This window comes from Streptomyces sp. NPDC093071 (assembly GCF_044754545.1).
In the GTDB taxonomy this organism is placed as follows: Bacteria; Actinomycetota; Actinomycetes; order Streptomycetales; family Streptomycetaceae; genus Streptomyces.
Genome location: NZ_JBIVPH010000003.1, coordinates 83,329 through 108,612 on the forward strand (window position 1 = coordinate 83,329; position 25,284 = coordinate 108,612).

Annotated in this window: 23 protein-coding genes and 1 pseudogene; 14 read left to right on the top strand and 10 right to left on the bottom strand. The window is 74.4% G+C overall.

Translation table 11 applies throughout. From position 1 onward, the window contains the following. Positions 1 to 93 precede the first annotated feature (93 nt). Together ACIQD7_RS11720 and ACIQD7_RS11725 are read left to right on the top strand one after the other, a co-directional pair. A complete protein-coding gene (locus ACIQD7_RS11720; RefSeq protein ID WP_402441444.1) occupies positions 94 to 864 on the top strand; it encodes an IclR family transcriptional regulator in 771 nt (256 codons plus the stop codon). An 87-nt stretch (positions 865 to 951) separates the two neighbouring features. Then, positions 952 to 1,479 (top strand): annotated as a pseudogene (locus ACIQD7_RS11725) (LuxR C-terminal-related transcriptional regulator); the annotation flags it as partial. A gap of 28 nt (positions 1,480 to 1,507) precedes the next feature. Here the strand turns inward: ACIQD7_RS11725 and ACIQD7_RS11730 are convergent. After that, positions 1,508 to 2,605 (bottom strand): hypothetical protein, encoded by a 1,098-nt coding sequence (locus ACIQD7_RS11730; RefSeq protein ID WP_402441445.1) that lies wholly within the window; start codon positions 2,603 to 2,605, stop codon positions 1,508 to 1,510. 156 nt (positions 2,606 to 2,761) lie between these two features. Between ACIQD7_RS11730 and ACIQD7_RS11735 the strand changes: the two genes are divergently transcribed. From ACIQD7_RS11735 to ACIQD7_RS11760, 6 genes are all read left to right on the top strand, one after another. Next, the gene (locus ACIQD7_RS11735) at positions 2,762 to 4,213 is read left to right on the top strand and encodes a peptidoglycan D,D-transpeptidase FtsI family protein (protein ID WP_402441446.1); all 1,452 of its coding nucleotides are present in this window, start codon (positions 2,762 to 2,764) and stop codon (positions 4,211 to 4,213) included. Positions 4,214 to 4,380: 167 nt separating this feature from the next. Beyond that, positions 4,381 to 4,767 (top strand): hypothetical protein, encoded by a 387-nt coding sequence (locus ACIQD7_RS11740; protein WP_402442325.1) that lies wholly within the window; start codon positions 4,381 to 4,383, stop codon positions 4,765 to 4,767. Between the two features lie 127 nt (positions 4,768 to 4,894). Continuing rightward, on the top strand, positions 4,895 to 6,961 hold the full coding sequence (locus tag ACIQD7_RS11745; protein WP_402441447.1) for a SpoIIE family protein phosphatase: 2,067 nt from the start codon (positions 4,895 to 4,897) through the stop codon (positions 6,959 to 6,961). Next, entirely contained in the window at positions 6,958 to 9,774 is a 2,817-nt protein-coding gene (locus ACIQD7_RS11750; RefSeq protein WP_402441448.1) for a SpoIIE family protein phosphatase, read from the top strand. The genes ACIQD7_RS11745 and ACIQD7_RS11750 overlap by 4 nt, the downstream gene beginning before the upstream one ends. Before the next feature lie 60 nt (positions 9,775 to 9,834). Further along, the gene (locus ACIQD7_RS11755; RefSeq protein WP_402441449.1) at positions 9,835 to 10,539 is read left to right on the top strand and encodes a hypothetical protein; all 705 of its coding nucleotides are present in this window, start codon (positions 9,835 to 9,837) and stop codon (positions 10,537 to 10,539) included. A gap of 57 nt (positions 10,540 to 10,596) precedes the next feature. Further along, positions 10,597 to 11,352: an SDR family oxidoreductase gene (locus ACIQD7_RS11760; protein WP_402441450.1), complete on the top strand. Its 756-nt coding sequence runs from the start codon at positions 10,597 to 10,599 to the stop codon at positions 11,350 to 11,352. A 326-nt stretch (positions 11,353 to 11,678) separates the two neighbouring features. Here ACIQD7_RS11760 and ACIQD7_RS11765 read toward each other — a convergent pair whose 3' ends face one another. Further along, positions 11,679 to 12,704: an AraC family transcriptional regulator gene (locus ACIQD7_RS11765; RefSeq protein WP_402441451.1), complete on the bottom strand. Its 1,026-nt coding sequence runs from the start codon at positions 12,702 to 12,704 to the stop codon at positions 11,679 to 11,681. A gap of 55 nt (positions 12,705 to 12,759) precedes the next feature. Here ACIQD7_RS11765 and ACIQD7_RS11770 point away from each other — a divergent pair, with 55 nt between their 5' ends. Next, positions 12,760 to 12,999 (top strand): hypothetical protein, encoded by a 240-nt coding sequence (locus ACIQD7_RS11770; protein ID WP_121834040.1) that lies wholly within the window; start codon positions 12,760 to 12,762, stop codon positions 12,997 to 12,999. A gap of 36 nt (positions 13,000 to 13,035) precedes the next feature. Next, positions 13,036 to 14,256: a TerD family protein gene (locus ACIQD7_RS11775; protein ID WP_390755251.1), complete on the top strand. Its 1,221-nt coding sequence runs from the start codon at positions 13,036 to 13,038 to the stop codon at positions 14,254 to 14,256. A gap of 280 nt (positions 14,257 to 14,536) precedes the next feature. On the opposite strand, the gene ACIQD7_RS11780 is transcribed toward ACIQD7_RS11775, so the two are convergent. Further along, on the bottom strand, positions 14,537 to 16,000 hold the full coding sequence (locus ACIQD7_RS11780) for a hypothetical protein (protein ID WP_402441452.1): 1,464 nt from the start codon (positions 15,998 to 16,000) through the stop codon (positions 14,537 to 14,539). Between the two features lie 292 nt (positions 16,001 to 16,292). Here ACIQD7_RS11780 and ACIQD7_RS11785 point away from each other — a divergent pair, with 292 nt between their 5' ends. Then, complete coding sequence (locus ACIQD7_RS11785) at positions 16,293 to 18,128, top strand: endonuclease/exonuclease/phosphatase family protein (protein ID WP_402441453.1); 1,836 nt, start codon at positions 16,293 to 16,295, stop codon at positions 18,126 to 18,128. Between the two features lie 133 nt (positions 18,129 to 18,261). Next, a complete protein-coding gene (gene dapA / locus ACIQD7_RS11790; RefSeq protein ID WP_402441454.1) occupies positions 18,262 to 19,155 on the top strand; it encodes a 4-hydroxy-tetrahydrodipicolinate synthase in 894 nt (297 codons plus the stop codon). On the opposite strand, the gene ACIQD7_RS11795 is transcribed toward dapA, so the two are convergent. Further along, complete coding sequence (locus ACIQD7_RS11795; protein ID WP_402441455.1) at positions 19,134 to 19,343, bottom strand: hypothetical protein; 210 nt, start codon at positions 19,341 to 19,343, stop codon at positions 19,134 to 19,136. The genes dapA and ACIQD7_RS11795 overlap by 22 nt on opposite strands. Positions 19,344 to 19,607: 264 nt before the next feature. Here ACIQD7_RS11795 and ACIQD7_RS11800 point away from each other — a divergent pair, with 264 nt between their 5' ends. Continuing rightward, on the top strand, positions 19,608 to 20,891 hold the full coding sequence (locus tag ACIQD7_RS11800; protein WP_402441456.1) for a PQQ-binding-like beta-propeller repeat protein: 1,284 nt from the start codon (positions 19,608 to 19,610) through the stop codon (positions 20,889 to 20,891). A gap of 37 nt (positions 20,892 to 20,928) precedes the next feature. Here the strand turns inward: ACIQD7_RS11800 and dapD are convergent, their stop codons facing one another. The 3 genes from dapD to ACIQD7_RS11815 are packed head-to-tail and all read right to left on the bottom strand — an operon-like array spanning position 20,929 to position 22,894. Beyond that, entirely contained in the window at positions 20,929 to 21,912 is a 984-nt protein-coding gene (dapD, locus tag ACIQD7_RS11805) for a 2,3,4,5-tetrahydropyridine-2,6-dicarboxylate N-succinyltransferase (protein ID WP_121830041.1), read from the bottom strand. Between the two features lie 44 nt (positions 21,913 to 21,956). Continuing rightward, positions 21,957 to 22,574, bottom strand: coding sequence for a TetR/AcrR family transcriptional regulator (locus tag ACIQD7_RS11810; protein ID WP_402441457.1), 618 nt, complete (start codon positions 22,572 to 22,574; stop codon positions 21,957 to 21,959). Continuing rightward, entirely contained in the window at positions 22,574 to 22,894 is a 321-nt protein-coding gene (locus ACIQD7_RS11815; protein ID WP_402441458.1) for a DMT family transporter, read from the bottom strand. Before ACIQD7_RS11815 ends, ACIQD7_RS11810 begins: the two co-directional genes overlap by 1 nt. 84 nt (positions 22,895 to 22,978) lie before the next feature. On the opposite strand from ACIQD7_RS11815, the gene ACIQD7_RS11820 reads away from it, so the two are divergent. Continuing rightward, positions 22,979 to 24,028 carry an oxidoreductase gene (locus tag ACIQD7_RS11820; RefSeq protein WP_402441459.1) on the top strand — a complete coding sequence of 350 codons (1,050 nt, stop codon included), beginning with the start codon at positions 22,979 to 22,981 and terminating at the stop codon, positions 24,026 to 24,028. 22 nt (positions 24,029 to 24,050) lie between these two features. On the opposite strand, the gene ACIQD7_RS11825 is transcribed toward ACIQD7_RS11820, so the two are convergent. From ACIQD7_RS11825 to sufU, 3 genes are read right to left on the bottom strand one after another with little or no spacing between them, the layout of a single operon-like run. After that, positions 24,051 to 24,416 carry a VOC family protein gene (locus ACIQD7_RS11825; protein ID WP_121830037.1) on the bottom strand — a complete coding sequence of 122 codons (366 nt, stop codon included), beginning with the start codon at positions 24,414 to 24,416 and terminating at the stop codon, positions 24,051 to 24,053. Between the two features lie 50 nt (positions 24,417 to 24,466). Then, complete coding sequence (locus ACIQD7_RS11830) at positions 24,467 to 24,805, bottom strand: metal-sulfur cluster assembly factor (protein ID WP_055644196.1); 339 nt, start codon at positions 24,803 to 24,805, stop codon at positions 24,467 to 24,469. After that, the gene (gene sufU, locus ACIQD7_RS11835; protein ID WP_062756636.1) at positions 24,802 to 25,275 is read right to left on the bottom strand and encodes a Fe-S cluster assembly sulfur transfer protein SufU; all 474 of its coding nucleotides are present in this window, start codon (positions 25,273 to 25,275) and stop codon (positions 24,802 to 24,804) included. The genes ACIQD7_RS11830 and sufU overlap by 4 nt, the downstream gene beginning before the upstream one ends. Between the last annotated feature and the right edge of the window lie 9 nt (positions 25,276 to 25,284).

A 25,284-nucleotide genomic window follows, 5' to 3' on the forward strand; every position in this document is an offset into this window, starting at 1 on the left:
TTTCCGCACATGAACGCGTTTCCGGTGGACTCTATTGACGGCCCGGCCGTCTCCACAAGGGGCCGCCGGACGGCGGAGGAGGGGGCGAGGGGCATGGCGACTGCCGACGCGGGCGGAGCCCAGGTGAAGTCCGCGGTGCGGACCGTGGAGCTGCTCGAGTACTTCGCCGGGCGCGCCGGGATGCACTCGCTGGCCGCCGTCCAGGAGGCCGTCGGCTATCCCAAGTCGAGTCTGTACATGCTGCTCCGGACCCTGGTGGAGCTGGGCTGGGTGGAGACGGACGCGACCGGCACCCGGTACGGCATCGGGGTGCGGGCGCTGCTCGTCGGCACGGCGTACGTCGACGGCGACGAGGTGGTGGCCGCCTCCCGGACCGTCCTGGACCGGCTCGCGGACGCCACCGCCGAGACGATCCAGCTGGCGCGGCTCGACGGGGCCGACGTGGTCCACCTGGCGGTCCGTCCGTCCCCGCACCACCTGCGGCCGTCCACCCGGGTCGGGCGGCGGCTGCCCGCGCACTCGACCGCGCTCGGCAAGGCGCTGCTCGCCACCCACGACGACGCGCGGGTGCGCGAGCTGCTGCCGGAGACCCTGCCGGCGCCGACCGGGCACACGGTCACCGACCGCGAGGAGCTGATCGGTGAGCTGCGCGTGATCCGCGAGCGGGGCTTCGCGGTGGACCGCGAGGAGAACACGCCGGGGCTGTGCTGCTTCGGCGTCGCGATCCCCTACCGGACCCCGGCGCGGGACGCGGTCAGCTGCTCGGTGCCGGTGGCGCGGCTCACCCCGGACCGCGAGCGGTCGATCGGGGACGCGCTCCTCGACGCACGGGACCGGCTGGCCCTGATGACCCGCCGCCTCTGAGCGCCGGGAAGCCCCCCGTACGGGAGGAGGGCTCCTCCCCCGTGCGGCGGAGGCGGTTCACCGGCGGGGAGGAGGCGGCGCACGGGGCCCGTGCGGGCGGCGCGCCCGGACGTGGTCCTCATGGACGTGCGGATGCCGGAGGTCGACGGCATCCGGGCCACCGAGCGGATCCTCGCCGGGACGGCGGAGCCGCCCCGGATCGTGGTGGTGACCACCTTCGAGAACGACTCCTCCGTGTACGACGCGCTGCGCGCGGGCGCGGCCGGCTTCCTCCTGAGGCGGGCGGCGGTGGAGGAGCTGGTGGGCGCGGTCCGGCTGGTCGCGCGGAGCGACTCGCTGCTCTACCCGGAGGCGGTGCGCGGTCTGGCCGCCGAGCACGCCCGCCGCGGGCCTCGTCCGGCCCCGCCCTGGGCGGCGCGGCTCACCGAGCGGGAGGCGGAGGTGCTGCGGCTGGTGGCGACGGGCCTGACGAACGCGGAGATCGCCGTCCGGCTGGGCGTCGGCCCGGCCACGGCCAAGACGCACGTGGCGGCGGTCCTGTCCAAGCTGGACGCCCGCGACCGCACCCGGGCGGTGATCCTGGCGTACGAGTCGGAATTCGTGGGGACGGGGTGACGGGGCTCCCCGGGGGCCGGGGCCGCCGCTACGACCGGGTGGCCGTGCCGCAGCCCGTTCCGCCCCGGCCCTCGCCCAGCGGCTCCGTACGGGCGTAGGGGTCGACCGTCCCGCCGTCCGGGTCGGTGTCCACCGCTCCCCCGCCGAACTCCGGCCGGAAGTAGCCGGTGGGTGCGCCGCAGCCGCCGTTGGTCATGTGGAGCTTGTACGACAGGAGGGTGAGGGTCCCCTCCTCGGTGGTCACCTTCGCCGGGTCGTCCCAGCTCACCACGGTCTCCCGCCGCACGATCACGCGCACCACCTCGTCGCCGCCGCCGGCCGGGGCGGCCGGGTACACGTACGTCACGTCGGCGGTGACCTCCAGGGCCCCGAGCCGTCCCTCCCGGTAGGAGAGCCGGCCCCGGGTCCTGACCTCGTCCCCGACGAGGCGGGCCTGCGCCGGGTCGAAGCGGCTGAAGAGCAGCAGCGGGTCGTGGTCCTCGCCGGGGGTGCTCAGGGCGGTCGACACGAAGGTCCGGACGTCCTCCTGGTGCGGGTTCATCAGGGCGATGGCCCTCTCCGGGCGGGCGCCCCGCAGCACCGCCGGGTCCAGGCCGGCCGCGGCGAGGAAGTCGCGCGTGCGCGTGAGGGCCCGCGCCACCTCCGCCTTCGTCATCCGGCCGGTGGGCCGGGCGTCGGGCACGGTGATGCCGGCCGTGCCGCTCGCCCAGCGCGCCGCCGGGGAGCCCCGGAACGGGTCGTCGAGCGTCGCCCGCCCGGCCGCCTCCGCGGGAGGCGCCTCCGTGGGCCGCTCCGTCTCCTGCGCGAGGGGCGCGCCGACCCGGTCCCCGCCGCCGGACCAGCCGACGACGCCTCCCGGGTCCACCGCCACGAACAGCAGGGCGAGGGCGGCCGCGAAGCCCGCCACGTACCAGCCCTTACGGGAGCGGGACCGGGGCCGTACGGGCGCGGACGTCGGCGCGCGCCACGGCGCGGGTCCGGCGGGCTCCGCCCGCAGCCGGGCCGCCGTCTCGCGGGCCCGCGCGGACGGCTCCTTCGGCGCGTCCCCCGTGCCGTCGGCCGAGGTCCGGAGGAACTCCTCCCACGCCTCGTCCGGCACCGCCGAACCGTCCCGGTCCCCGCTCACTCCCGGCCCCTCCCCGTCCCCACGCGTTTACGGCCCCTCCCCGGGGGCCTCCGCATGATCGCACAGTCGACCGAACGGATCCGGACATGAAGGTTCGCTGAGAAACGGGGCACATCCGGAACGTCCGCCGCCGGTCCGTTCGTCCCGACAAGTGCGATGAACAAGACGATCAGGAACACCTCGGTCTTCGTGCTGCTCCTCGTGCTCGCCCTGCTCGGCCGGGCCACGTGGGTGCAGGCGTACGAGGCCCGGGCGCTCGCGGACGACCAGAAGAACCGGCGGAACACGATCGCGCAGTACGCGCAGCCGCTCGGGAACATCGTCGTGGCCGGCTCCCCGGTCACCGGCTCGGAGAGGAGCGGAGGGGGGACGGACCTGGAGTACCGGCGGACCTACACGGACGGCGAGCTGTACGCGGCCGTCACCGGCTACAGCTCGCAGGCGTACGGCGCCACCCAGTTGGAGGGCATCTACGCCGACGTCCTCGACGGCACCGACGACCGGCTGAAGAACCCGCTGGACGCGGTGACCCGCAAGCAGCAGGAGCCGGGCACGGTCCTCACCACGATCGACCCCGCCGTGCAGAAGGCCGCCTACCGGGCGCTCGGGAACAAGAAGGGCGCGGCCGTCGCCGTCGACCCGGCGAGCGGCCGGATCCTGGCCATGGCCTCCACGCCGTCCTACGACCCGTCGAGGATCTCCGGGACGAACGACGGGGCCGCCTGGCAGGAGCTGACCGGCGACGAGGACAAGCCGCTGGTCAACCGGGCGCTGCGGCAGCCGCTGCCGCCCGGCTCCACCTTCAAGCTGGTCGTCGCGGCGGCGGCCCTGGAGGACGGCCTGTACGGCTCGGTGGACACGGCGACGGAGAGCCCCGACCCGTACACGCTGCCGCACACCCGGACCGTGCTGCGCAACGAGAACGCGTCCGCGCCCTGCGAGAACGCCACGATCCGCACGGCGCTGCGGTACTCCTGCAACAACGTCTTCGGCAAGATGGCCGCCGACCTGGGGCAGGACAAGGTGCGGGCCATGGCGGAGAGGTTCGGCTTCAACGACGCCGGGCTGGACGTGCCGGTCCGGGCGTACGCGAGCGTGTACCCGTCGAAGATGGACCCGGCGCAGACGGCGCTCAGCGGCATCGGCCAGTTCGACGTGACGGCCACCCCGCTCCAGATGGCCATGGTGTCGGCGGCGATCGCCAACGACGGGCTCCTCGCGGCCCCGCACATGGTGTCGGAGGTCGTCGACTCCGACGGCGACGCGCTCACCTCGTTCGAGGACGGAGACACCCGGCGGATCGTCTCCTCCGCGACGGCCGGGCAGCTGCGCAGCGCGATGGTGACCGTGGTGGAGGAGGGCACCGGCACCAACGCGGCGGTCGCCGGGGCGGAGGTCGGCGGCAAGACGGGCACGGCCCAGCACGGCGAGAACAACAGCAAGACGCCGTACGCCTGGTTCACCTCGTACGCGAAGGACCCCTCGACCGGGAAGCAGGTCGCCGTCGCGGTGATGATCGAGGACTCGGGCGCGGCCCGCTCCGAGGTCAGCGGCAACGGTCTGGCGGCCCCGGTGGCCCAGAAGATGATGGCGGCGGCGCTGAAGTGACGGCGGTGGCGCCGAAGTGACGGCGGACGGGGCCCGATTGGCCGTCGGGCCCCGCCACGCGATATGCAGGGGCACGCTCGCATCCGAGCACGCATTCGATCCGTACCCCTGCTTCCCCCTCCCGGAGGACCGCCGTGCGTCTGCCCCGTTCCCTGTCCGGCTGGACCATGGCGGTCTTCGGCGTGCTCGCCGCCGCGCTCGGCACGGTGGGCCTGGTCGCCCCGGACGCCCTGCTCACGGTCATGGGCTTCGAGCCGGTGCCCGACGGCGGACGGGCGGACGGCGACCACACCCTGGTCTTCCTGACGGCCTCCTCGATGGCCGCGCTCAACATGGGCGTCTACTACGTCCTGGCCTCGCTCGCCGACTGGAAGCCGTTCTTCCGCTGGACGGTCCCCTTCCGCCTCCTCACCTGCGCGGTCTTCACCCTCGCCGTCGTCACCGGCCGCGCCCCGGCCGGCTTTCTGGGCGTGGGCCTGTGGGAGGGGCTCGGCGCGCTCGTGACGGGGGCGGCGCTGCGGTACGAGAAGCGGAAGGCCGGGGACGCCCCCTAGGGGGTGTCTTGTCGGTCGGGCCGGACCCCGCGAGCCCGGCCCGGTCGGCAAGACGCCCCCTAGGTGCGGGGTGGCCTCCGGGCGGGGAGCATGGAGGAAAAGCACGGGCGCGGCGGGAGGAGGCAGGGTGACGGCCGGTTCCTTCCCTGGGACGGCGGGGCGGGTCGGGGTGCCCCTGGGCGGCAAGGGTCTGCTCGACGTGCTCGGGGTCGCGGCCGTCGTCGTGGACGCGCGCGGCCGGATCGTGCTGTGGAGCCCGCAGGCGGAGAGCCTCTTCGGCTTCCGCGCCGAGGAGGCCCTCGGCCAGTACGTGGCCCGGCTGATCGTCGGCGAGGACCACCGCGAGGAGGCGATGCGGCTCTTCGGCGAGGTGCTCGCCGCCGGCACGACCTGGTCGGGCACCTTCCCCGTACGGCACAAGGACGGCTCCACCCGGCAGGTCGAGTTCCGCAACATGCGGCTCACCGACGACCTGGGCGGGCTCTACGCCCTGGGGATCGCCGCCGACCACTCCGTCGTCGAGCGGGTCGAGGCCGAGCTCGCCCTCTCCGACCGGCTCGTCTCCCAGTCCCCGATCGGCCTCGCGGTCTTCGACACCGCTCTGCGGTTCGTCCTGGTGAACCCGGCCCTGGAGCGGATCAACGGCATCCCCGCCGCGCTGCACACCGGGCGGCGGATCTCCGACATGCTGCCCGGGATCGACGCGCCGGGGGTGGAGGAGGTGCTGCGGACGGTCCTGGCGACGGGCGAGCCGCTGCTCGACCACTCCACGGTGGGCCGCACCCCGGCGGACCCGGACCGCGACCACGTCTGGTCGGTGTCGTGCTACCGCCTCGAAGGCGGCGAGGGCCGGGTCCTGGGCGTGGCGGCGTCGGTGATCGACGTGACCGAGCGGCACCGGGCGGACGCGGAGGCGGACCGGTCCCGGCGGCGGCTCGCGCTCATCGCGGACGCCTCGGCCCGGGTCGGCACCACCCTGGAGGTGGAGCGGACCGCCGACGAGCTGGCCTCGGTGGTGGTGCCGGCGCTCGCGGACGTCGCCGCCGTCGACGTCCTGGACTCCGTCCTGTCGCTGCGCAGACCGGGCACGCCGGACGAGGGGCCCGCGCTGTTCCGGGCGCTCGCGGTGAAGGCGGCGGGGAAGACGGAGGCGCTGCCGGCCGCCGACCCGCCGGGGTCGGTCGCGATGTACGGGGCGGACCGGCTGGTCACCCGGTGCGTGCACACGGGCCTGCCGGTCCTGGTGGAGCGGGTCGGGCCCGGGGACCTGTCCCGGATCGCGCGGAGCCCGGAGGCGGCGGAGATGCTGGCCAGGGCCGGGGTCCACTCATACCTGGCGGTGCCGCTGATCGCGCGCGGCGAGGTGCTCGGCGCGCTCGACCTCAAGCGGGACCGCAACGCGCTGCCGTTCGACGGGGACGACGTGCTGCTCGCGACGGAGCTGGCGGCCCGGGCGGCGGTGAGCATCGACAACGCGCGCTGGTACCAGAGCGTGCGGAACTCGGCGGTGACGCTCCAGCGCAGTCTGCTGCCGGGGGCGCCGCCGGCCCGGGCGGGCCTGGAGGTCGCGGCCCGCTACCAGCCGGCGCAGGCGTCGAGCGAGGTCGGCGGGGACTGGTACGACGTGATCCCGCTGCCCGACGACAAGACGGCGCTCGTCGTCGGGGACGTGATGGGCAGCGGGATCGACGCGGCGGCGACGATGGGCCGGCTGCGGACGGCGACCTGCGCGTTCGCGGACCTCGACCTGTCCCCGGCGCAGGTGCTGCGGCACCTGGACCGGATCACGGAGGGCCTGGAGCACTACATCGCGACCTGCCTCTTCGCCGTCCACGACCCGGCCAGGGAGCGGTGCCGGATCGCGAACGCCGGGCACCTGCCGCCCGTGCGGGTCCCGGTGGACGGTCCGGCCGAGCTGGTGCGGCTCTCGACCGGGGTGCCGCTGGGGGTGGGCGGCGGCACCTTCCGCACGGCCCGGGTGCCGTTCCGGCCCGGGGACCGCCTGGTGCTCTACACGGACGGTCTGATCGAGACCCGCGACGAGGCGATCGACGAGCGGCTCGCGCTGCTCGTGGGCCTCCTCGACGAGGCGCGCGGCCCCCTGGAGGAGACCTGCGACCTGCTCCTGAAGGCGCTGCGCCGGCCGGGGGCGCCGGACGACGTGGCGCTCCTGATCGCCCGGAGCACGGGATGACCTCGCGGAAGCGGCGGGACGGCCCGGACCCCGGCACCGGCACCGGCCGGAAGGGGGCGCGGCGCGGGAAGGGCCGGAAGCGCGAGACCGGGCTGCGGAGCGTCGCCGGGCAGGTCTTCGCCCTGGAGGCGCTGATCGCGCTCCTGGTGATCGTGGCGGCGGTGTTCGTCACGTTCTACCAGGAGCGGCGGGACACCGAGCGGGACGCCCGGGCCCGCTCGCTCGCGGTCGCGGAGGCGCTGGCGAACGCCCCGGGCATCGACGCGGCGCTGGCCTCGCCCGATCCGACGGCGCGGCTCCAGGACGAGGCGGAGGCGATCCGGCGGGCCACCCGGCTCGACTTCATCGCGATCCTGGGCCCGGACGGGATGCGGTACACCGACTCGCAGCCGGACCTGATCGGCCGCAGGGCGGTCGGCGACCTCTCGCGGGCGGCGGTGGACGGCGAGTCGTACACGGAGATCTTCGAGGGCGCGCCGAACGACGCGGTGCGGGCCGTGGTGCCCGTGGTGAACGACCGGGGCAAGATCGTCGGTCTGGTGACCAGCGGCATCGAGGTCGAGAACATCGCGCACTCCGTGCAGGACCGGCTGCCGCTGCTGGCCGGGGCGGCGGGCGGCGCGCTCCTGGTGGCGGTGGGCGGGGCGGCCCTGGTGAGCCGGCGGCTGCGGCGGCAGACGCACGGCCTGGGGCCGGCCGAGATGACCCGGATGAAGGAGCACCACGAGGCGGTGCTGCACGCCGTGCGGGAAGGGGTCCTGATCATCGACTCCGACCACCGGCTGCTGCTCGCCAACGACGAGGCCCGCCGGCTGCTCGGCCTGGGCGCGGAGGCCGAACAGCGGCATGTCTCGGAGCTGGGCCTGGACCCGCGCACGGTCGAGCTCCTGGAGTCGGGGGAGGCGGCGACCGACGAGGTGCACCGGGCGGGCGACCGGCTGCTCGCGGTGAGCGTGCGGCCCACGCTGCCGCACGGCTCCGAGTCCGGCTGCGTGATGACCATGCGGGACACCACCGAGCTGGCCGCGCTCTCCGGCCGGGCGGCGCTGGCCCGGGGCCGGCTCCAGCTGCTGTACGAGGCGGGGGTCAGGATCGGGACGACCCTGGAGGTCGTGCGGACGGCGGAGGAGCTGGCGGAGGTGGCGGTGCCGCGGTTCGCGGACTTCGCCACGGTGGAGCTCCTGGAGCCGGTGCTGCGCGGCGAGGAGCCCTCCGAGCTCGTGGAGACGGCGGCCGCGTCGGCGGAGATGCGGCGGACGGCGCTGAGCGGGGTGCGGCCGGACCGGCCGCTCCAGCCGGTCGGGGACACGGTCCGCTTCGACGTCCCCAGCACCCCGATGGCCATGGCCCTGGCCACCGGGCACGCGGTGGTGCAGCCGGAGCTGGCGGCGGCGGAGGGCTGGCGGGCGCAGGACCCGGAGGGGGCGGCGCAGGCCCTCGCGTACGGGATGCACTCGCTGCTCACGGTGCCGCTGCTGGCCCGCGGGGTGGTCCTCGGGATGGCGAACTTCTGGCGGGCGGACACGCAGGAGCCGTTCGGGGAGGAGGACCTGTCCTTCGCGGAGGAGCTGGCGGCGCGGGCGGCGGTCGCGATCGACAACGCGCGCCGGTTCACCCGGGAGCACGCGATGGCGGTGTCGCTCCAGCGGAGCCTGCTGCCCCGGGTGCTGCCGGAGCAGAGCGCGGTGGAGGTCGCCTACCGCTACCTCCCGGCGAAGGCCGGGGTGGGCGGCGACTGGTTCGACGTGATCCCGCTGCCGGGGGCGCGGGTGGCGCTGGTGGTGGGGGACGTGGTGGGGCACGGGCTGCACGCGGCGGCGGCCATGGGGCGGCTGCGGACGGCGGTGCACAACTTCTCGACCCTGGACGTGCCGCCGGACGAGCTCCTCGGCCACCTCGACGAGCTGACGGGCCGGATCGACCCCCGGGAGTCGGAGGGGACGGACGGGGAGGGGCGGCGGCGCGACGAGGGGATCACCGGCGCGACCTGTCTGTACGCGATCTACGATCCGGCGTCGGGGCTGTGCACGGTGGCGAGCGCGGGCCATCCGGGGCCCGCGCTGGTCTCCTCCGACGGCCGGGTGGAGTTCCCCGAGCTGTCGCCGGGGCTGCCGCTGGGGCTCGGTCTGGGCGAGGCGCCGTTCGCGTCGACGGAGCTGCTGCTGCCGGAGGGGAGCAAGCTGGTGCTCTTCACCGACGGCCTCCTGGAGGACCACGGGCGGGACTTCGACACGGGGCTCGGGATGCTGCGGTCCACGCTCGCCCGCCCGGACCGGAGCCCGGAGCAGGCCTGCGCGGACGTCCTGGCGACGCTCCTGCCGCCCTCGCCGCGCGACGACATCGCGCTCCTCGTGGCGCGGACCCGGCTGCTCGACCGGGAGCGGATCGCCGAGTGGGAGGTGGCGCGGGACCCGTCGGCGGTGTCGCCGGTGCGGAACGCGGCGGCGGCGAAGCTGTCGGAGTGGGGGCTGGACGGGCTCGCGTTCTCGGCGGAGCTGATCCTCAGCGAGCTGATCACGAACGCGGTGCGGTACGGCGCGGACCCGGTGCGCGTGCGGCTGCTCCACGACCGGGCGCTGATCTGCGAGGTCTCGGACGGCAGCAGCACCTCGCCGCACCTGCGGCACGCGGCGGCGACGGACGAGGGCGGGCGCGGGCTCTACCTGGTCGCGCAGTACGCGGAGCGCTGGGGCACCCGGTACGGGCGGCGCGGCAAGACGATCTGGGCCGAACTGCGGGCGGGCGCGGGCGACCCCGAGCCGGCGGAGGCGGCGATGCCGGACCTGGACGCCCTGGAGGACCTGGCCTGGTGAGGGCCTGACCTGGTGAGGACCCGGCCTGGTGCGGGCCCCGGGCTCCGCTAGGGTGCGCGGATGACGGACACGCGTACGTACGGCGGCTATCGGACGGGCGGGCTGTGGGCCGCGGTGCGGATCTCGTTCGCCGCGCTCCTGGTCGGCTCGGGCATCGCGCTGTTCCTGATGATGGAGTACGACGAGCGGTGCGCCCAGGGGCTGGTCCGGGGGCTCGGCGGGCTGCGGGGGACCCGGAACCAGGCGTTCCCCCCGGCCACGGTCTGCGAGTTCGAGCGGGGGGACGTGTCCTCGCTCGGGAACGCGTGGGTCCTCGGCGCGCTCCTCTGGGTCGCCCTGGCGGTCCTGGTCGTCTGCCTGTTCACGGCGCTGGTGGTGGAGTGGTTCGAACCGCGCCCCGGCGACCCGCTGGTGGAGCCGAGGAGCAGGGCCGAGCAGGTGAGCCGCACGGGGTCCGCCTTCTTCGTGACCGGGTCCCTCTTCCTCCTGCTGTACGCGCTGGCCGGCTGGGAGCTGTTCACCGGCCCGTCGTCGGCCTGTTCGGCGGGCGGGGGCTGGGGGTACCACCCGCCCAGGACGCTGGAGTACTCCTTCTTCCCGCCGCAGGCGACCTGCCAGTACGCGAGCGGCGCGACGGAACGCCTCACCTCCGGCTGGCTGTCCTCCCTGACGGCGCTGTCCGCCCTCCCCGCCCTCCTCGCGGGCGTCGGTTTCGCCCTCGCCCGGCGCCGCCGCCGGGAGGAGCACTCCCGGAAACCGCGTTGACGGCCCGTCAGGCGGCTTCCTAGCGTGTCCCGGGACCGACCGGAGGAGAGCCGCCGCATGTCCCGTCCCCTCGCCCTCGTGACCGGGGTCGGCCGTACCGTCGGCATCGGCGCGGCCGTCGCCCGCCGCCTCGCGGACTCGGGCTGGGACCTGGTCCTCACCCACTGGACCCCCTACGACCTGCGCATGGAGTGGGGCGTCGAGCCGGGCGCGACCGAGGCGATCGTCCGTGACCTCACCGCCCGGGGCGCGACCGCCGAGGCCGTCGAGGCCGACCTCGCCGACCCGGAGGCCCCCGCGTTCGTCCTCGACACCGCCGAGCGGCTCCTCGGCCGCCCGGTCACGGCCCTCGTCCTGTGCCACTGCGAGTCGGTCGACTCCGGTCTGCTCGACACCACGGTCGAGAGTTTCGACCGCCACTTCGCGGTCAACGCGCGCGCGTCCTGGCTGCTGATCCGCGAGTACGGCCGGCGGTTCACCGGGACCCCGGGCACCGGCCGCGTCGTCGCCCTGACCAGCGACCACACCGTGGGGAACCTCCCGTACGGGGCGAGCAAGGGCGCCCTGGACCGCATCACCCTGGCGGCCGCCCACGAACTCGCGCACCTCGGGGTCACCGCGAACGTCGTCAACCCCGGCCCCGTGGACACCGGCTGGATGTCCGGGGAGCTGCGGGAGGAGATCGTCCGGAAGACCCCGCTCGGCCGCCTCGGCACCCCCCGGGACGCGGCGCACCTGGTGGACTTCCTCTGCTCGCCCGAGGGCCAGTGGGTCAACGGGCAGCTGCTGACGGCCAACGGCGGCCTCGTCTGACCCGGAGGCGCGCCGCGGAAGTACGCAGGACCCGGCCGGACTGATACGGGGGAGCCGGCCGGGTCCGGGTGACCGTCCGCACGGGCGGACCGGACCCGCTCACCGTAGGCCCGGCCGAAGATCGTCGCGAGCCGCGGAACGCGGGGGCTGTCCGGAATGCGCGACGGATCGGGGCAACCGAAGCACGCCCCGGCCGGGGGACGCGCCCCCGGCGGCCCGACCCCGTCCGGCGGCTCCGGCCGGCGCCACGACCGCCGGTCCCGCCCGGGCCCGCCCGGCGGCTTTGGCGCGATACCGCCGTCGGGCGCCCCCGCGCCACACCCCCCTCAGCGTCCCGCCCGCAGCGTCCGGGACGGGGACTCGCCGTACTTCTCGCGGTAGCGCGCCGCGAACCGGCCCTGGTGGCCGAAGCCCCAGCGCCAGGCCACCTCGCTCACGCTCACCTCGTCCGGCGCGGCCGCCCGCAGCTCCTCGCGGACCCGGTCGAGGCGGACCTCCCGTACGTACGCCATCGGGGACATCCCCACGTACTCCCGGAAGGACTCCTGGAGGCGGCGGACGCTCACCCGGGCCAGGGCGGCGAGTTCGGTCGTGGTGAACGGGTGCTCGGGGCGCTCCCGCACCGCGTCCATCGCCCGCTTGACCGGGGCCGGGCGCCGGGCCTCCCCCGGATGGTCGAGCGCCTCGCGCCAGGGGTGCTCGGCGGCCAGGAGCAGTCCGTTGAGCAGCGCCTCCTGGAGGGGTCCCGCCACCAGTTCGTGCCGGGCGAGGCCCTCCCCGGCCAGCGCCCCGTACGCGACCTGGCGGGCGAAGCGCACCCAGCTCAGGCCGGGGCCGCGCGTGATGTCCAGGCGGGGCGCGAAGACGAGCGGGCCGCGCGGCGGCCGTCCCGTCAGCCGTTCGAGGCGCTCGCGCAGCGCGGCCGCCCCGATCTTCACCGCCAGGGTCCGGCAGTCGCCGCTCCAGCGGTCCAGGAAGGTGTCCCCCGCCGGGTCGAGCAGCAGCGCCTCGGAGGCCGTCGCGACGAGCGGCGGGCCGCCGCCCTGGCGCAACTCCATCGTCCCGGTCAGCGGGGCGTTCAGGTGGTAGGCGCCCAGCTCCCCGAAGCTCATCCGGACGTCGGCCCCGCAGCTGAGGTCACCGATGACCAGCGGCCCGAGGACGACGGTGTCGAACCGCGCCGCGAAGGGGCGCGAGCCGCGTTCGACCAGGTCCATGCGGCTCGTGTAGTACCGCGCGTCGAGTTCCTCGCGCGCCTCGTCCACGTCTCCCGTCCGGAACGAGCCCCCGCCCTCCGGTCTCTCCCGCCCCACCGCGTCCGCCCCCGTCCCCCCGGCCCCCACAGCACCCATGGGTCGAAAGAATATTCATATGACGGATCTGACCGGGAACGGCAGGATGCCCGTCATGCCACGACCTCACGGATTCACGTACGAGCAGCGGGGCGACGGCTCCGTCGTCCTCACCCACCAGGGCCGCGCCGCGGGCGTGCTGCGCGGCGGGCGCGCCGAGAAGTTCCTGGCGGAGGTGGAATCGGGCGACGCCCAGCTGGTCATGGCCCGCTGGACGGGCGCGTACCGCTTCGGCAACGAACGGCAGGCGCGCGACCACCCCCGTAATCAGGGTGGCCGAACCGGGCGAAGGTAAGGGAACGGCAAAGGGGCCCGGATCGTTAGCCCTGGCATGACCGCTATGACCCCCGGCTCGAACATCCCTCTCACCGCCACGCGCGTGGCGGTGGACGTCGCCGCCCCCGTGCGGCTCGACGTCTCGGGCCTGCTGCTCGGCGCCAACGGCAAGGTGCGCTCGGACGACGACTTCATCTTCTACAACCAGCCGGCCGGGCCCGGTGTCACCTACCGCTCCGGCGGCGGGACCGCGCCCGACGCGATCCTGGTCGACACCGGCGCCCTGCCGGCCGGCGTCGAGAGGATCGTCGTCACGGCGAGCCCGGACGCCGCGGGCCAGACGTTCCAGGGCGTCGAGCCCACGGCGACGATCCGCGACGCGGACGGCGGGGCCGTGCTCGCCACCTTCACCCCGCCGCGCCTGGCCACGGAGACGGCGCTCGTGGTCGTCGAGATCTACCTGCGCAACGGCGCGTGGAAGGCCCGCGCGGTGGGCCAGGGCTACGCGAACGGGCTCGCGGGCATCGCGACCGACTTCGGCGTCTCGGTGGACGAGGAGCCGGCCGCTCCCCCGGCCCCCGCCGCGCAGGCCGCGCCTCCGGCACCCCCGGCCCCGCCCGCGCCGCCCGTCGCCCCCGTGGACCCCCGGCTCGCGCCCCCGGCCCCCGCCGCTCCCCCGGCCGCGCCCGCCGCCACCGGCAAGATCAACCTCGACAAGGGCCGGGTCAACCTCCAGAAGAACCAGACGGTGTCCCTGGTCAAGGGCGGCCGTCCGCTGCTCTCGCAGGTCAAGATGGGCCTCGGCTGGGAGCCCGCCTACCGGGGCAAGGACATCGACCTGGACGCGTCCGTCATCGCGTACGGACCCCAGCGCAACCATCTGGACAGCTGCTACTTCGGCAAGCTGACCATCCTCAACGGCTCGGTCAAGCACTCCGGCGACAACCTCACCGGCGAGGGCGCGGGCGACGACGAGGTGATCGTCGTCGACCTGGGCCGGCTGCCCGCCGAGGTCTCCGGCCTCGTCTTCACGGTGAACTCCTTCTCCGGCCAGAAGTTCACCGAGGTCGCCAAGGCCTACTGCCGGCTGATCGACGCGGCGACGGGCGAGGAGCTGGTCCGCTTCGACCTGACCACCGCCGAGCCGCAGACCGGCGTGATGATGGCGAAGCTGATCAAGCAGTTCTCCGGCGAGTGGGAGATGACGGCGATGGGCGAGTTCGTGAAGTCGCGGACCGTCCGGGGCATGGTGAAGCCGGCCGCCCAGGCCCTCTGACCGACCGGACCGCAAGGGCTCCCGGGTCCTCCCGGGAGCCCTCTTCCGTACGGCGGGCGGACCGCACGGGCCGCCGGCGGCACCACCGCGAGCGGCGCCCGGACGGCACCGGGACACCGCCGAAGGCCGGACGGCACCCGGCACCCGGCACCCGGATGTCACCGGACGCCCGGGCGCTCCGGGCGCTCCGGGCGCTCCGGGCGCTCCGGGCTCCCGGTGGCGCAGCCTCACGCCGTACCCGTTCCCGTATCCGTCCGCGTACCGGAACCCTGCCGTGCCGTCAGGCGCCCGAGCGCGAGCGGGCCTTGAAGGCGGCCTTGCGGGCCTCCTTCGCCGCGCCCTTGTCCCGGTGCAGCCGGCCCATCGCCTCCAGGACCTCCGCCGTCGCCGGGTGCTCCACCCTCCAGGCCGCCTCGAAGAAGCCGCCGTGGCGCCCGGTGAGGCCCTCGATCAGCTCCTGGAGCTCCTCCAGGTCGCCCTCCGCGTCGAGCTGGGCCGCGATCGTGTCGATCGCCAGCCAGAAGATCATCGACTCCGGCGGCGCGGGTACGTCCGCCGCGCCCCGCTCCGCGAGCCAGACCCGCGCCAGGCCGCCGAGTTCCGCGTCGTCCAGGACCTCCCGCACGGCGGGCTCCGCCTCCGGGCCCACCAGGGAGAGCGTCTGCTGGCAGTGGAGGCGGCGGAGCGGGGAGCCCGCGTCGGAGCCCCGGGCGGCGTGCAGCAGCTCGCGGGCCGCGCCGAGGGCGTCGCGCCCGGCCAGCCAGACGGCGGTCTCCTCGCGGGCCGCCGCCTCCGGGTAGCCGGCGATCCCGTCGAGGAGGGCGTCGGCGCCCTTGTCGGCCAGGTCGCCGACGGCGGGCGCGTCGACGCCGGCCTCCAGCATCCGGGCCCGGACGCCGTAGAGGCCGAGCGGGGTGAGCCGGACCATGCCGTAGCGGGTGACGTCCTCGTCGTCGACGGAGACGGCCGGCTCCTCGCCCTCCTCGACCATCAGGGCCTCGTCCAGGGGCTGGTACTCCACGAGCCCGATCGGCTCCAGCAGCCGGAACTGCTCGTCCAGCCGCATCATGGCGTCGGAGACCTGCTCCAGGACGTCGTCGGTGGGCTCGCCCATGTCGTCGGGGACGACCATCGACGCGGCGAGCGCGGGCAGCGGCACCGGGCCCTCGCCGGCCCCGCCCTCGCTGACGGTCAGCAGGTAGAGGTTGCCGAGCACGCCCTCCAGGAACTCGGCCTCGGCCTCGGGGTCCCAGTCGAGGGCGTCGACGTCGATCTCGCCGTCCTCGCCGATGAGGTCGTCGAGGTCGTCGAGGACGGGGGCGACGGCGTCCGCGAAGACGGTGTCGAAGCCGTCCAGCCAGAGCGCGAGGACGTCCCGGGGCGAACCGCCGGTGAGCAGCGCCAGGTTCTCGCCGGGCCCGGCCCGGCCGGGGACGTCCTCCTCGCCGGCCCCGTCCGCCGGCTCGCCGTCCTCGACCTCCACGAGGCCGGTGTCGACCGCGAGCCGCCAGGCGTCGCCCGCCCGGAGCTCGCCCTCCTCGTCGGCGGTCAGGCCCAGGGCCCCGGCCGCCGCCGGGAGCTGCTCGTCGACGAGGTCGCCGCCCGCGTCGACCCGGGTGTCGGGCCCGGTCCAGCGGGCGAGCCGGGCCGCGTCGGCGAGGAGGGGGGCGGCCAGGGCGTCCCGCGCCAGCTCCGCGTCCGCACGCAGCCGAACGGGGGGAAGGGTGGGGTGGTCCGCTGACATTCTGGGGGTCTCCTCGGCGCGTACGGGGTGAGCGGGTGAACAGGGGGTCCGGGAAAAGCGGTCGGTGGGCGGGGGCTCGGGAGGGCGTTCGGCGAGCGGGCTCGGGAAAGCGGTCTCGGCGAGTGGTCCCGGAGAGCCGTCCCAGCGTAGACGCATCCGGGGGGAGGTCCGCCGGTTCACGGATTCGTCAGCCTTCGTACACCCGTCGACCCTTGACAAGTGGGGTGCCCTGCCAAGAGATTGACGCGCGTAGATCCATCTGCCGTTCCTCCAAGCACCCTCGGAGTCCCTGATGTCTTCCTCCATACCGAGAACCGCGGCCGTCGCCGCCGTCGTGTCCGCCGCCCTGGCCGCCGGACTGCTCGCCGGTTCGGCGAGCGCGTCCGCCGAGGACGGCGCCGGTGCCCGCATCCACGACATCCAGGGCACGACCCGCGTCTCGCCCCTGGTCGGGCAGCAGGTCACCGGTGTCACGGGCATCGTGACCGGCGTCCGCACCTACGGCTCGCGCGGCTTCTGGATCCAGGACCCCACCCCCGACGCGAACCCGGCCACCAGCGAGGGCCTGTTCGTCTTCACCAGCTCCGTCCCGACCGTCGCGGTCGGCGACGCGGTGAGCGTGAACGGCACGGTCACCGAGTACGTCCCCGGCGGCCTCGCCTCCGGCAACCAGTCGCTGACGCAGCTCTCCAAGCCGGTCGTCACCGTCGTCTCGCAGGGCAACCCGGTGCCGGCCCCCGTGACGATCTCGTCCTGGTCCGTTCCGGACGCGTACGCCCCGGCGGGCGACCCGGCCGCGGACGGCTCGATCAACGGCCTGACCCTGAAGCCCCGGACGTACGCCCTGGACTACTACGAGTCCCTGGAGGGCACCAACGTCCGGATCGGCACCTCGCGGGTGGTCGGCGCCACCGACCCGTACTCCGAGCTGTGGGTCACGGTGAAGCCGTGGGAGAACGCCAACCGGCGCGGCGGCACGGTCTACGGCTCGTACGAGGACCAGAACACCGGCCGGCTCCAGGTCCAGTCGCTGGTCCCGACCGCCCAGCAGCCGTTCCCCAAGGCGAACGTGGGCGACGTGCTCGCCGGCGCCACCGAGGGCCCGCTCGACTTCAACCAGTACGGCGGCTACACGCTGACCGCTCGCACCCTCGGCACGGTCGTGGACCGGGGCCTGAAGCGCGAGACCACGGACCGGCAGCACCGGAACGAGCTGGCCGTGGCGACGTACAACGTCGAGAACCTCGACCCGACCGACCCGCAGGAGAAGTTCGACGCGCTCGCGAAGGCGGTCGTGGAGAACCTCGCCTCGCCGGACGTCGTCGCCCTGGAGGAGATCCAGGACGACAACGGCGCCAAGAACGACGGCACGGTGAGCGCCGGTCAGACGGTGAAGAAGTTCACCGACGCGATCGTGGCGGCCGGCGGCCCGGCGTACGAGTGGCGCTCGGTCGACCCGGAGAACAACAAGGACGGCGGCGAGCCCGGCGGCAACATCCGTCAGGTCTTCCTCTTCAACCCGGCGCGGGTCTCCTTCACGGACCGCCCGGGCGGCGACGCCACCACCGCGACCGGCGTCACCGGCCGCAAGGGGCACGCGGCGCTGACCGTCTCCCCCGGCCGGATCGACCCGGCGAACACGGCCTGGGCGGACAGCCGCAAGCCGCTCGCGGGCGAGTTCGTCTTCCGGGGCCGTACGGTCTTCGTGATCGCCAACCACTTCGGCTCGAAGGGCGGGGACGAGTCGATCGTCTCCCACCACCAGCCGCCGAACCGTTCCTCCGAGGCGAAGCGCCTGCTCCAGGCCCAGGCCGTCAACGGCTTCGTGAAGCAGCTCCTCGCGGTCGAGAAGCAGGCCGACGTGCTGGTGGTCGGCGACATCAACGACTTCGAGTTCTCCGGCACCACGAAGGCGCTGACGGCCGGCGGCGCGCTGTACCCGGCGGTGAAGTCGCTGCCGCGCGGCGAGCGCTACTCGTACGTGTACCAGGGCAACAGCCAGGTCCTCGACCAGATCCTGACCAGCCCGGGGATCCGCCACTTCGCATACGACAGCGTCCACATCAACGCGGAGTTCGCCGACCAGGACAGCGACCACGACCCGCAGGTCCTGCGGTTCCGCCCGTAAGCCCGTAGGCCCCTCCACGCCCGCGCCGAGACTCGGCGCGGGCGTGCGCCGTCCCACCCTTCAGCAGTCCTTACCTTTCCGGCCAAGAAGATCTAAGTGGACCTTCACCGTCCGCCGCGCCCAGACTTCCCGCATGACCACCGCACCGCCTTTCGGCCGCGCGCTCTGCGCGATGATCACGCCCTTCACCCCCGCCGGCGCGCTCGACCCCGACGCGGCGGGCGCCCTCGCCGTCCGGCTCGTGGCGGAGGGCTGCGACGGGCTCGTCCTCAACGGCACCACCGGCGAGTCCCCGACCACCACCGACGCCGAGAAGACCGCGCTCGTCCGCGCCGTCCGGGAGGCCGTCGGCCCCGGCCCCTCGGTCCTCGCGGGCGTCGGCAGCGCCGACACCGCGCACACCTCCGGGCTGGCCCGGGCGGCGGAGGAGGCGGGCGCGGACGGGCTGCTCGTCGTCACCCCGTACTACAGCCGCCCTCCGCAGGCGGCCGTCGAGGCGCACTTCCTGAAGGTGGCGGACGCGACCGGCCTGCCGGTGATGGTCTACGACATCCCGGGCCGGACCGGCACCCGCGTCGAGCCCGCGACGATGCGGCGGCTCGCCGCGCACCCCCGGATCGTGGCGGTGAAGGACTGCTCGTACGACCTGCTCGGCGCGGCCCGGCTGATCGCGGAGACCGGGCTCGCGTACTACTCGGGCTGCGAGGAGCTGAACCTGCCGCTGTACGCGGTGGGCGGCGCCGGGTACGTCAGCACGGTGGCGAACGTGGCGCCCCGTCAGCTGCGGGCGGTCCTGGACGCCTTCGACGCGGGCGACACCGCCGGGGCGGCCCGGCTCAACGCCCGGCTGCTGCCGCTCGCCGAGCGGATGATGGCCTCGGGCCTGCCGGGCACGGTGACCGCCAAGGCCCTCCTCGGCGGTCCCCTGCGGGAGCCGCTGCTGCCCGCCGACCGGGAGACGGCCGACGGACTGCGCGCGCTCCACGAGGCGCTGCTGCGGCCGGATCAGGCGGAGTCCCCGCTGTAGGTGCGGCCGAGGATCGCGGCGTGTTCCAGGACGTCCTCCAGGGGGTCGTCGATCTGGCCGGTGGAGACCAGGGAGACGTTCGGGCCGTTGTGCGAGTGCAGGTGCGTCTCGTCCGCCGCCGCCGTTCCGGCGGACAGCAGGACCGCCACCGCCGCGCCCACCCCGGTGGCCATGGGCCTCGTCCTCATGTCGGCTCCTCGTCTCGTCTGCGTACGGGGCTCTCCGCCCCCGTACGGATAACGCAGCGTCACCGGATCGGTTGCCGTGCGCGTCACGCGCGCGTTGCCGTGTGACGGGATCTTCACGGTGCCGTCCGGAGTTTCACGGCCCTGTCCCCATCGCGTACCGCCCCGGGGCGGCGCCTGGTCCCCCGGTTAGCCTGGGCCCGCTCCGGGCGCCGGACGGCCGCCCGGCCGTGGAACGAACAGGACGAGGGAACGGGGAGCGGACACATGCCGATACGCGGGGGAAGCACGGCCGGGACGACGGCCGCCGGGGAGCACGGGCCGTCCCGCAGACGTCTGATCCGGCTGGCCGGGACCGGTCTCGGCCTGGCGGCGCTCGGCGTGGGCGCGTGGGGCTGCGGCCCGGTGGAGGAGCCGGCCGCCGACGCCACCGCGCCCGGCAGGAACGGGAAGAACCCGTCGGCCGGGGCGGCCGCTCCCGGGGACGCCTTCACCACCCCGCCGCCCGGCACCGCCCCGGGCCCGCTGTGGCAGGCCGACGCCATGGCCGGGGCGCTCGGCGCGATGGACGCGCTCGCCGTCGCCGGGGACGTGGTCATGGTCTCCGGCGATCCGCTGACGGGCCGCTCCCTCACCACCGGCAAGGAGCTCTGGTCCCGCGAGAAGGTCGCCGTACCGGGCGCGAAGCTGCTGGTCGCGGGCGGCACCCTGTACCTCGCCAGCGCCCGGTACGACGGGGACGTGGTCGGCCTCGACCCGGCCACCGGAAAGGAGACCTGGCGCAGCAGGCTCGGCGGGAAGAAGTACGCGCAGCCCCGCACGATCGCCGTCGACGAGCGGCGGGTCTACGTCCTCGCCGGGATCCTGGAGGCGGACTACAGCGTCGAGGAGAACGTGATCGCGGCCCTCGACATCGCCTCCGGCAAGGTGGTCTGGCAGGAGCGGCGCGACAAGGGCACCCAGGAGTTCGGCATCACCGCCGCCGTCTCCGGCCGCCACCTCGTCTACACGGACTTCCGGGAGAACGTGACGGTCCGCGACACCGCCACGGGCCGGCAGGTGTGGACGAAGAAGATCGGCCGCTCCAACAGCGAGCGGATCGCCGTCCACGGGGGCCTGGTGGTCGTCGCCGACGGCGGGCGGCTGCGCGCCTTCGCCCTGGCCGACGGCACGGAGCGCTGGTCGCTTGCGGCCGACGAGTCGTACACCCGCTTCCACAGCCCCGCCGTCCTGGACGGGGTGCTCTACGCCTCCGACTCCGCGCACGTGCTGCGGGCGGTGGACCCGGCGACGGGCAGGGAGCGCTGGCGCAACGCGGAGCTCCTGGAGGTCGCGTACCCCTGGCAGTTCGTCACGGCGGGCGGGAACCTCTACGCGGCGACGGAGCTCGACCCCAAGGGCGGGGTCCTCGCCTTCGACGCCCGGACCGGCAAGCTGCGCTGGACGTACAACGACGGCACGGGCGCGGTCGACAAGTGGTACGTGGCGGCCTCGGGCAAGCGCCTCGCGGCCCTGCACGGGAAGCGGCTGACCGCCCTGCCGGCCGTCTGACGACGGGGCGCGGGGGCGGTCAGCCGTGCACGGGGCCTCAGTTGTGGCTGTGCAGGACCTCGTTGAGGCCGCCCCAGACCGCGTTGTTCGGGCGGGCCTCGACGGCGCCGGTGACCGAGTTGCGGCGGAAGAGGATGTTCGAGGCGCCGGAGAGCTCGCGGGCCTTCACGATCTCGCCGTCGGGCATGGTGACCCGGGTGCCGGCCGTGACGTACAGGCCGGCCTCGACGACGCACTCGTCGCCGAGCGCGATGCCGACGCCCGCCTCGGCGCCGATCAGGCAGCGCTCGCCGATGGAGATGACGACGTTGCCGCCGCCGGAGAGGGTGCCCATGGTGGAGGCGCCGCCGCCGATGTCGGAGCCGTCGCCGACGACGACGCCGGCCGAGATGCGGCCCTCGACCATCGAGGTGCCGAGGGTGCCGGCGTTGAAGTTGACGAAGCCCTCGTGCATGACGGTGGTGCCGGCGGCGAGGTGGGCGCCGAGGCGGACGCGGTCGGCGTCGGCGATGCGAACCCCGGCGGGCGCCACGTAGTCGGTCATGCGGGGGAACTTGTCGATCGAGGTCACCTGGAGGTGCAGGCCCTCGGCGCGCGCGTTGAGCCGGACCTTCTCGACGTCGTCGACGGCGACCGGGCCGAGCGAGGTCCAGGCGACGTTGGCGAGCAGGCCGAAGACGCCGTCCAGGCTCTGGCCGTGCGGCTTGACCAGGCGGTGGCTGAGCAGGTGCAGGCGCAGGTACGCGTCGTGGGCGTCGAGCGGCTTCTCGTCGAGCGAGGCGATGACGGTGCGGACGGCGACCACCTCGACGCCCCGGCGGGCGTCCACGCCGAGGGCCTTGGCGGCGCCCTCGCCGAGGGCGTTGAGGGCCGCGTCGGGGTCGAGCCGCTCGGTGCCGGCGGGGCCGGGCGCGTCGGTCAGCTCGGGGGCGGGGAACCAGGTGTCGAGGACGGTGCCGTCGCCGGCGAGGGTGGCGAGGCCGGCGGCGACGGCGCCGGTGGTGCGAGGAGCAGTGGTCATGACGGAAAACCTAACCGGCGGGCCCCCGCCCGGGCCAACCGGTCTCAGGTGTCGGTCCGGCGCGCCGTCGGTTCGGACGAGCCCCGGCCGGGGGTTCTCGGTGCTTCGTCCGGGGCCCCGTGCCCCAGGATCCGGCCCAGCATCGCGCGCGCGTACTCCTCGTCGTACGCCCCGCCGGTGAGCAGGACCTGGAGGCAGACGCCGTCCATGAGGGCGACCAGGGCGCGGGCGGTGACGGGGTCGGTGCGGGGGGCCAGGGCGGCGGTGACGGCCCCGGTCCACTCGGCGGCGACCGGGCGCAGGGCGGGGCGGCGCAGGGCGGCGAGGTAGAGCTCGTACTCCAGCTCCACGCCGGTGCGTTCGCCGCCCAGCCACTCCCCCAGGAAGCGGGCGAGGACGGCGGCGAGGTCGGTGTCCGGGTCCAGGAGGGCGGCCCGCTCGCGCAGTTGCCGCCCGAAGTTCTCGTTGGCCGCGCGGAGCGCCGCGACGAGGAGTTCGTCGAGAGAGGCGAAGTGGTACGTGGTGGAGCCCAGCGGCACGTCCGCCTCGGCGGCCACCGTGCGGTGGCTCAGCCCGGCGATGCCGGACCGTCCGACGACCCGGAGGGCCGCGTCCACGATGCGCTCGCGGCGGCCGGGGTCGTGGCGGCGGGCCCGGGCCATCAGTGGGCGCCGCCGAGGTTGAGGACGGCGACCCCGGCGACGATGAGGAGGATCCCGGCGACCTTGGCGAGGCTCAGGGTCTCGCCGAGGAAGAGGACGCCGATGGCGGCGACGGCCGCGGTGCCGACGCCGGACCAGATGGCGTACGCGGTGCCGACCTGGAGCGTCTTGAGCGCCTGTGCCAGGAGCACGAAGGCGATCAGGTAGCCGACGCCGGTGACGAGCGAGGGCCAGAGCTTGCTGAAGCCGTCGCTGTACTTCATCGAGGTGGTGGCGAGGATCTCCGCCGCTATGGCGCCCGCCAGCAGTCCGTAACCCATGCGTACGAGCGTACACACCCTTGTGTACGGGCGTACGTACCGTCTCGTACGGGTGTGCGGTGCGACGACCGATACGGTGTCGCCATGACCTATCCCACGGGGCCCTACGGCTACGGCCACACTCCTCCACCTCCCCCGCCGAAGCCCGGCGTGATACCCCTGCGGCCGCTCGACCTCAGCGAGGTCCTGACGGCCGCCTTCAGCACCTTCGGGCGCCACTGGAAGCAGCTCGTGGGCGTCACGACCGTCGCCTACGGCTTCACCCTCCTGCTGGTCGCCGCCGCGTTCGGCGTCGGCTACCTGGCCGTCGCGGACCACGTGCCCGGCGTGTTCGACCTGCCGGAGGACGCGGAGCCGTCGTGGGAGGACGGCCTTCCGCTGCTGATCGCGTTCGGCTGCGTCTGGCTGTTCTCGGTGGTCGTCATGATGGTCGCGAGCGCCCTGGTGTCGGCGGCGGTGCCCGTGGTCCTCCAGGAGGCGGTCCTGGGCGGCCGCGTCGCGTTCGGGACCGTGTGGGGGCGCGCGTGGGCGCGGATGCCCGCGGTGCTCGGCACGATCCTGCTGACGTCGCTGACCATTTTGGTGCCGTTCCTGCTCGTCGGCGGCCTGTTCGTCGGCCTGATGGCCGTGCTGATCGCCAACGACTCCGGCCCCGCCGCGACGCTGCTGCTCCTCCCCGCGCTCCTGCTGATCGCCCCGCTCGGCACCTGGATCTGGGTGAAGCTCGCCTTCGCCCCGACGGTGGCGGTGATGGAGCGTCAGGGCGCCACGGCGTCCCTGCGGCGGTCCTGGCGCCTGGTGACCGGCTCGTGGTGGCGGACCTTCGGCGGTCTGCTGGTGGCCGCCGTGATCACGGGTGTCGTCAGCATGGTGTTCCAGCAGGTGCTGGGCGCGGTGGCGTCCGCGCCCCTCTCCCTCGACGGGGACCAGGCCCCGGACACGGCCGGGGAGTTCTTCTCCCTGCTCGCGCCGGCACTGATCGTCATGGTCGCCGGATCGCTGATCGCCCAGGTGTTCTCCGCGCTCTTCCCGCCGCTGGTGTCGGGGCTGCTCTACGTCGACCAGCGGATCCGCCGGGAGAACCTGGCGCCGGTGCTCGCCCGGGCGGCGGCGGAGCGGGCGCAGGACTCCTGACGGCCCGGCGGGAGCGGTCGCCTCAGTCCGTGAGCGACCGCTTCGGCCGCAGTACGCAGAATTCGTTGCCCTCGGGATCCGCGAGGGTCACCCAGGTCGCGTCCTCGCCCTGCCCGACGTCGATCCGGGTCGCCCCGAGGGCGAGGATCCGCTCCACCTCGGCGTCCCGGTCGTCGGGGGTGAGGTCGAGGTGCAGCCGGTTCTTGACCGTCTTGGACTCGGGCACGGGCAGGAAGCACATCCCGGGCAGAGCGTGCTCGTCGGCGCCGACGACGACCTCGTGCTCGTCCTCGTAGAGGACCTTCCAGTCCAGGACCGAGGCCCAGAAGCGGGCCTGGGCGGACGGGTCGTGGGAGTCGACGGCGAGGTGGTACATGCGAACGGCCATGCTCCCCAGTCTGTCAGGGGAGCACGGCCGTTCGTGCGAAGCGGGACCGCTCAGACGTTGAAGCCGAGCGCGCGCAGCTGCTCGCGCCCGTCGTCCGTGATCTTGTCCGGACCCCACGGCGGCATCCAGACCCAGTTGATCTTCAGCTCGCTGACGATGCCGTCCGTGGCGGACTTCGCCTGGTCCTCGATCACGTCGGTCAGCGGGCAGGCCGCCGACGTCAGGGTCATGTCCAGCGTCGCGACGTTGGAGTCGTCGATGTGGATGCCGTAGATCAGCCCCAGGTTGACGACGTCGATGCCCAGCTCGGGGTCGACGACGTCGTACAGCGCCTCGCGGACTTCTTCCTCGGAGGCCGGCTTCATGGTGGCCCCGGCGTTCTCGGTCATGCCGACTTCCTCTCGGACTTCTGGTCGTCGTCCCCCAGCGCCTGGGCGGTCGCGTCCTTCCAGGCCATCCAGCTCAGCAGGGCGCACTTCACCCGGGCGGGGTACTTGGAGACCCCGGCGAACGCGACCGCGTCCTCCAGGACCTCCTCCATCGCCTCGTCCGGCTCGATCTGGCCCTTGGACTGCATCAGCTCCAGGAAGGTGCCCTGGATCTTCTGCGCCTCGGCCAGCTCCTTGCCGACGAGCAGCTCGTTGAGGACGGACGCCGAGGCCTGGCTGATGGAACAGCCCTGGCCCTCGTACGACACGTCCTCGACGCGCGAGCCGTCGTACTTCACGCGGAGCGTGATCTCGTCGCCGCACGTCGGGTTGACGTGGTGCACCTCGGCGTCGCCGTCCCGGAGACCGCGCCCGTGCGGGTGCTTGTAGTGGTCCAGGATGACGTCCTGGTACATCGAATCCAGCTTCACGAGCGTCCC

Bases quoted from the DNA above. Each gene is read 5' to 3' on its own strand.
- ACIQD7_RS11780 (WP_402441452.1), bottom strand. From the start codon at position 16,000: ATGTCAGCGGACCACCCCACCCTTCCCCCCGTTCGGCTGCGTGCGGAC.
- ACIQD7_RS11740 (WP_402442325.1), top strand. From the start codon at position 4,381: ATGGCGGTCTTCGGCGTGCTCGCCGCCGCGCTCGGCACGGTGGGCCTG.
- ACIQD7_RS11825 (WP_121830037.1), bottom strand. From the start codon at position 24,416: ATGGCCGTTCGCATGTACCACCTCGCCGTCGACTCCCACGACCCGTCC.
- ACIQD7_RS11720 (WP_402441444.1), top strand. From the start codon at position 94: ATGGCGACTGCCGACGCGGGCGGAGCCCAGGTGAAGTCCGCGGTGCGG.
- ACIQD7_RS11800 (WP_402441456.1), top strand. From the start codon at position 19,608: ATGCCGATACGCGGGGGAAGCACGGCCGGGACGACGGCCGCCGGGGAG.
- dapD (WP_121830041.1), bottom strand. From the start codon at position 21,912: ATGACCACTGCTCCTCGCACCACCGGCGCCGTCGCCGCCGGCCTCGCC.
- ACIQD7_RS11810 (WP_402441457.1), bottom strand. From the start codon at position 22,574: ATGGCCCGGGCCCGCCGCCACGACCCCGGCCGCCGCGAGCGCATCGTG.
- ACIQD7_RS11755 (WP_402441449.1), top strand. From the start codon at position 9,835: ATGACGGACACGCGTACGTACGGCGGCTATCGGACGGGCGGGCTGTGG.
- ACIQD7_RS11795 (WP_402441455.1), bottom strand. From the start codon at position 19,343: ATGAGGACGAGGCCCATGGCCACCGGGGTGGGCGCGGCGGTGGCGGTC.
- ACIQD7_RS11775 (WP_390755251.1), top strand. From the start codon at position 13,036: ATGACCGCTATGACCCCCGGCTCGAACATCCCTCTCACCGCCACGCGC.
- ACIQD7_RS11830 (WP_055644196.1), bottom strand. From the start codon at position 24,805: ATGACCGAGAACGCCGGGGCCACCATGAAGCCGGCCTCCGAGGAAGAA.
- dapA (WP_402441454.1), top strand. From the start codon at position 18,262: ATGACCACCGCACCGCCTTTCGGCCGCGCGCTCTGCGCGATGATCACG.
- ACIQD7_RS11760 (WP_402441450.1), top strand. From the start codon at position 10,597: ATGTCCCGTCCCCTCGCCCTCGTGACCGGGGTCGGCCGTACCGTCGGC.
- ACIQD7_RS11820 (WP_402441459.1), top strand. From the start codon at position 22,979: ATGACCTATCCCACGGGGCCCTACGGCTACGGCCACACTCCTCCACCT.
- ACIQD7_RS11750 (WP_402441448.1), top strand. From the start codon at position 6,958: ATGACCTCGCGGAAGCGGCGGGACGGCCCGGACCCCGGCACCGGCACC.
- ACIQD7_RS11770 (WP_121834040.1), top strand. From the start codon at position 12,760: ATGCCACGACCTCACGGATTCACGTACGAGCAGCGGGGCGACGGCTCC.
- ACIQD7_RS11785 (WP_402441453.1), top strand. From the start codon at position 16,293: ATGTCTTCCTCCATACCGAGAACCGCGGCCGTCGCCGCCGTCGTGTCC.
- ACIQD7_RS11815 (WP_402441458.1), bottom strand. From the start codon at position 22,894: ATGGGTTACGGACTGCTGGCGGGCGCCATAGCGGCGGAGATCCTCGCC.
- ACIQD7_RS11765 (WP_402441451.1), bottom strand. From the start codon at position 12,704: ATGGGTGCTGTGGGGGCCGGGGGGACGGGGGCGGACGCGGTGGGGCGG.
- ACIQD7_RS11735 (WP_402441446.1), top strand. From the start codon at position 2,762: ATGAACAAGACGATCAGGAACACCTCGGTCTTCGTGCTGCTCCTCGTG.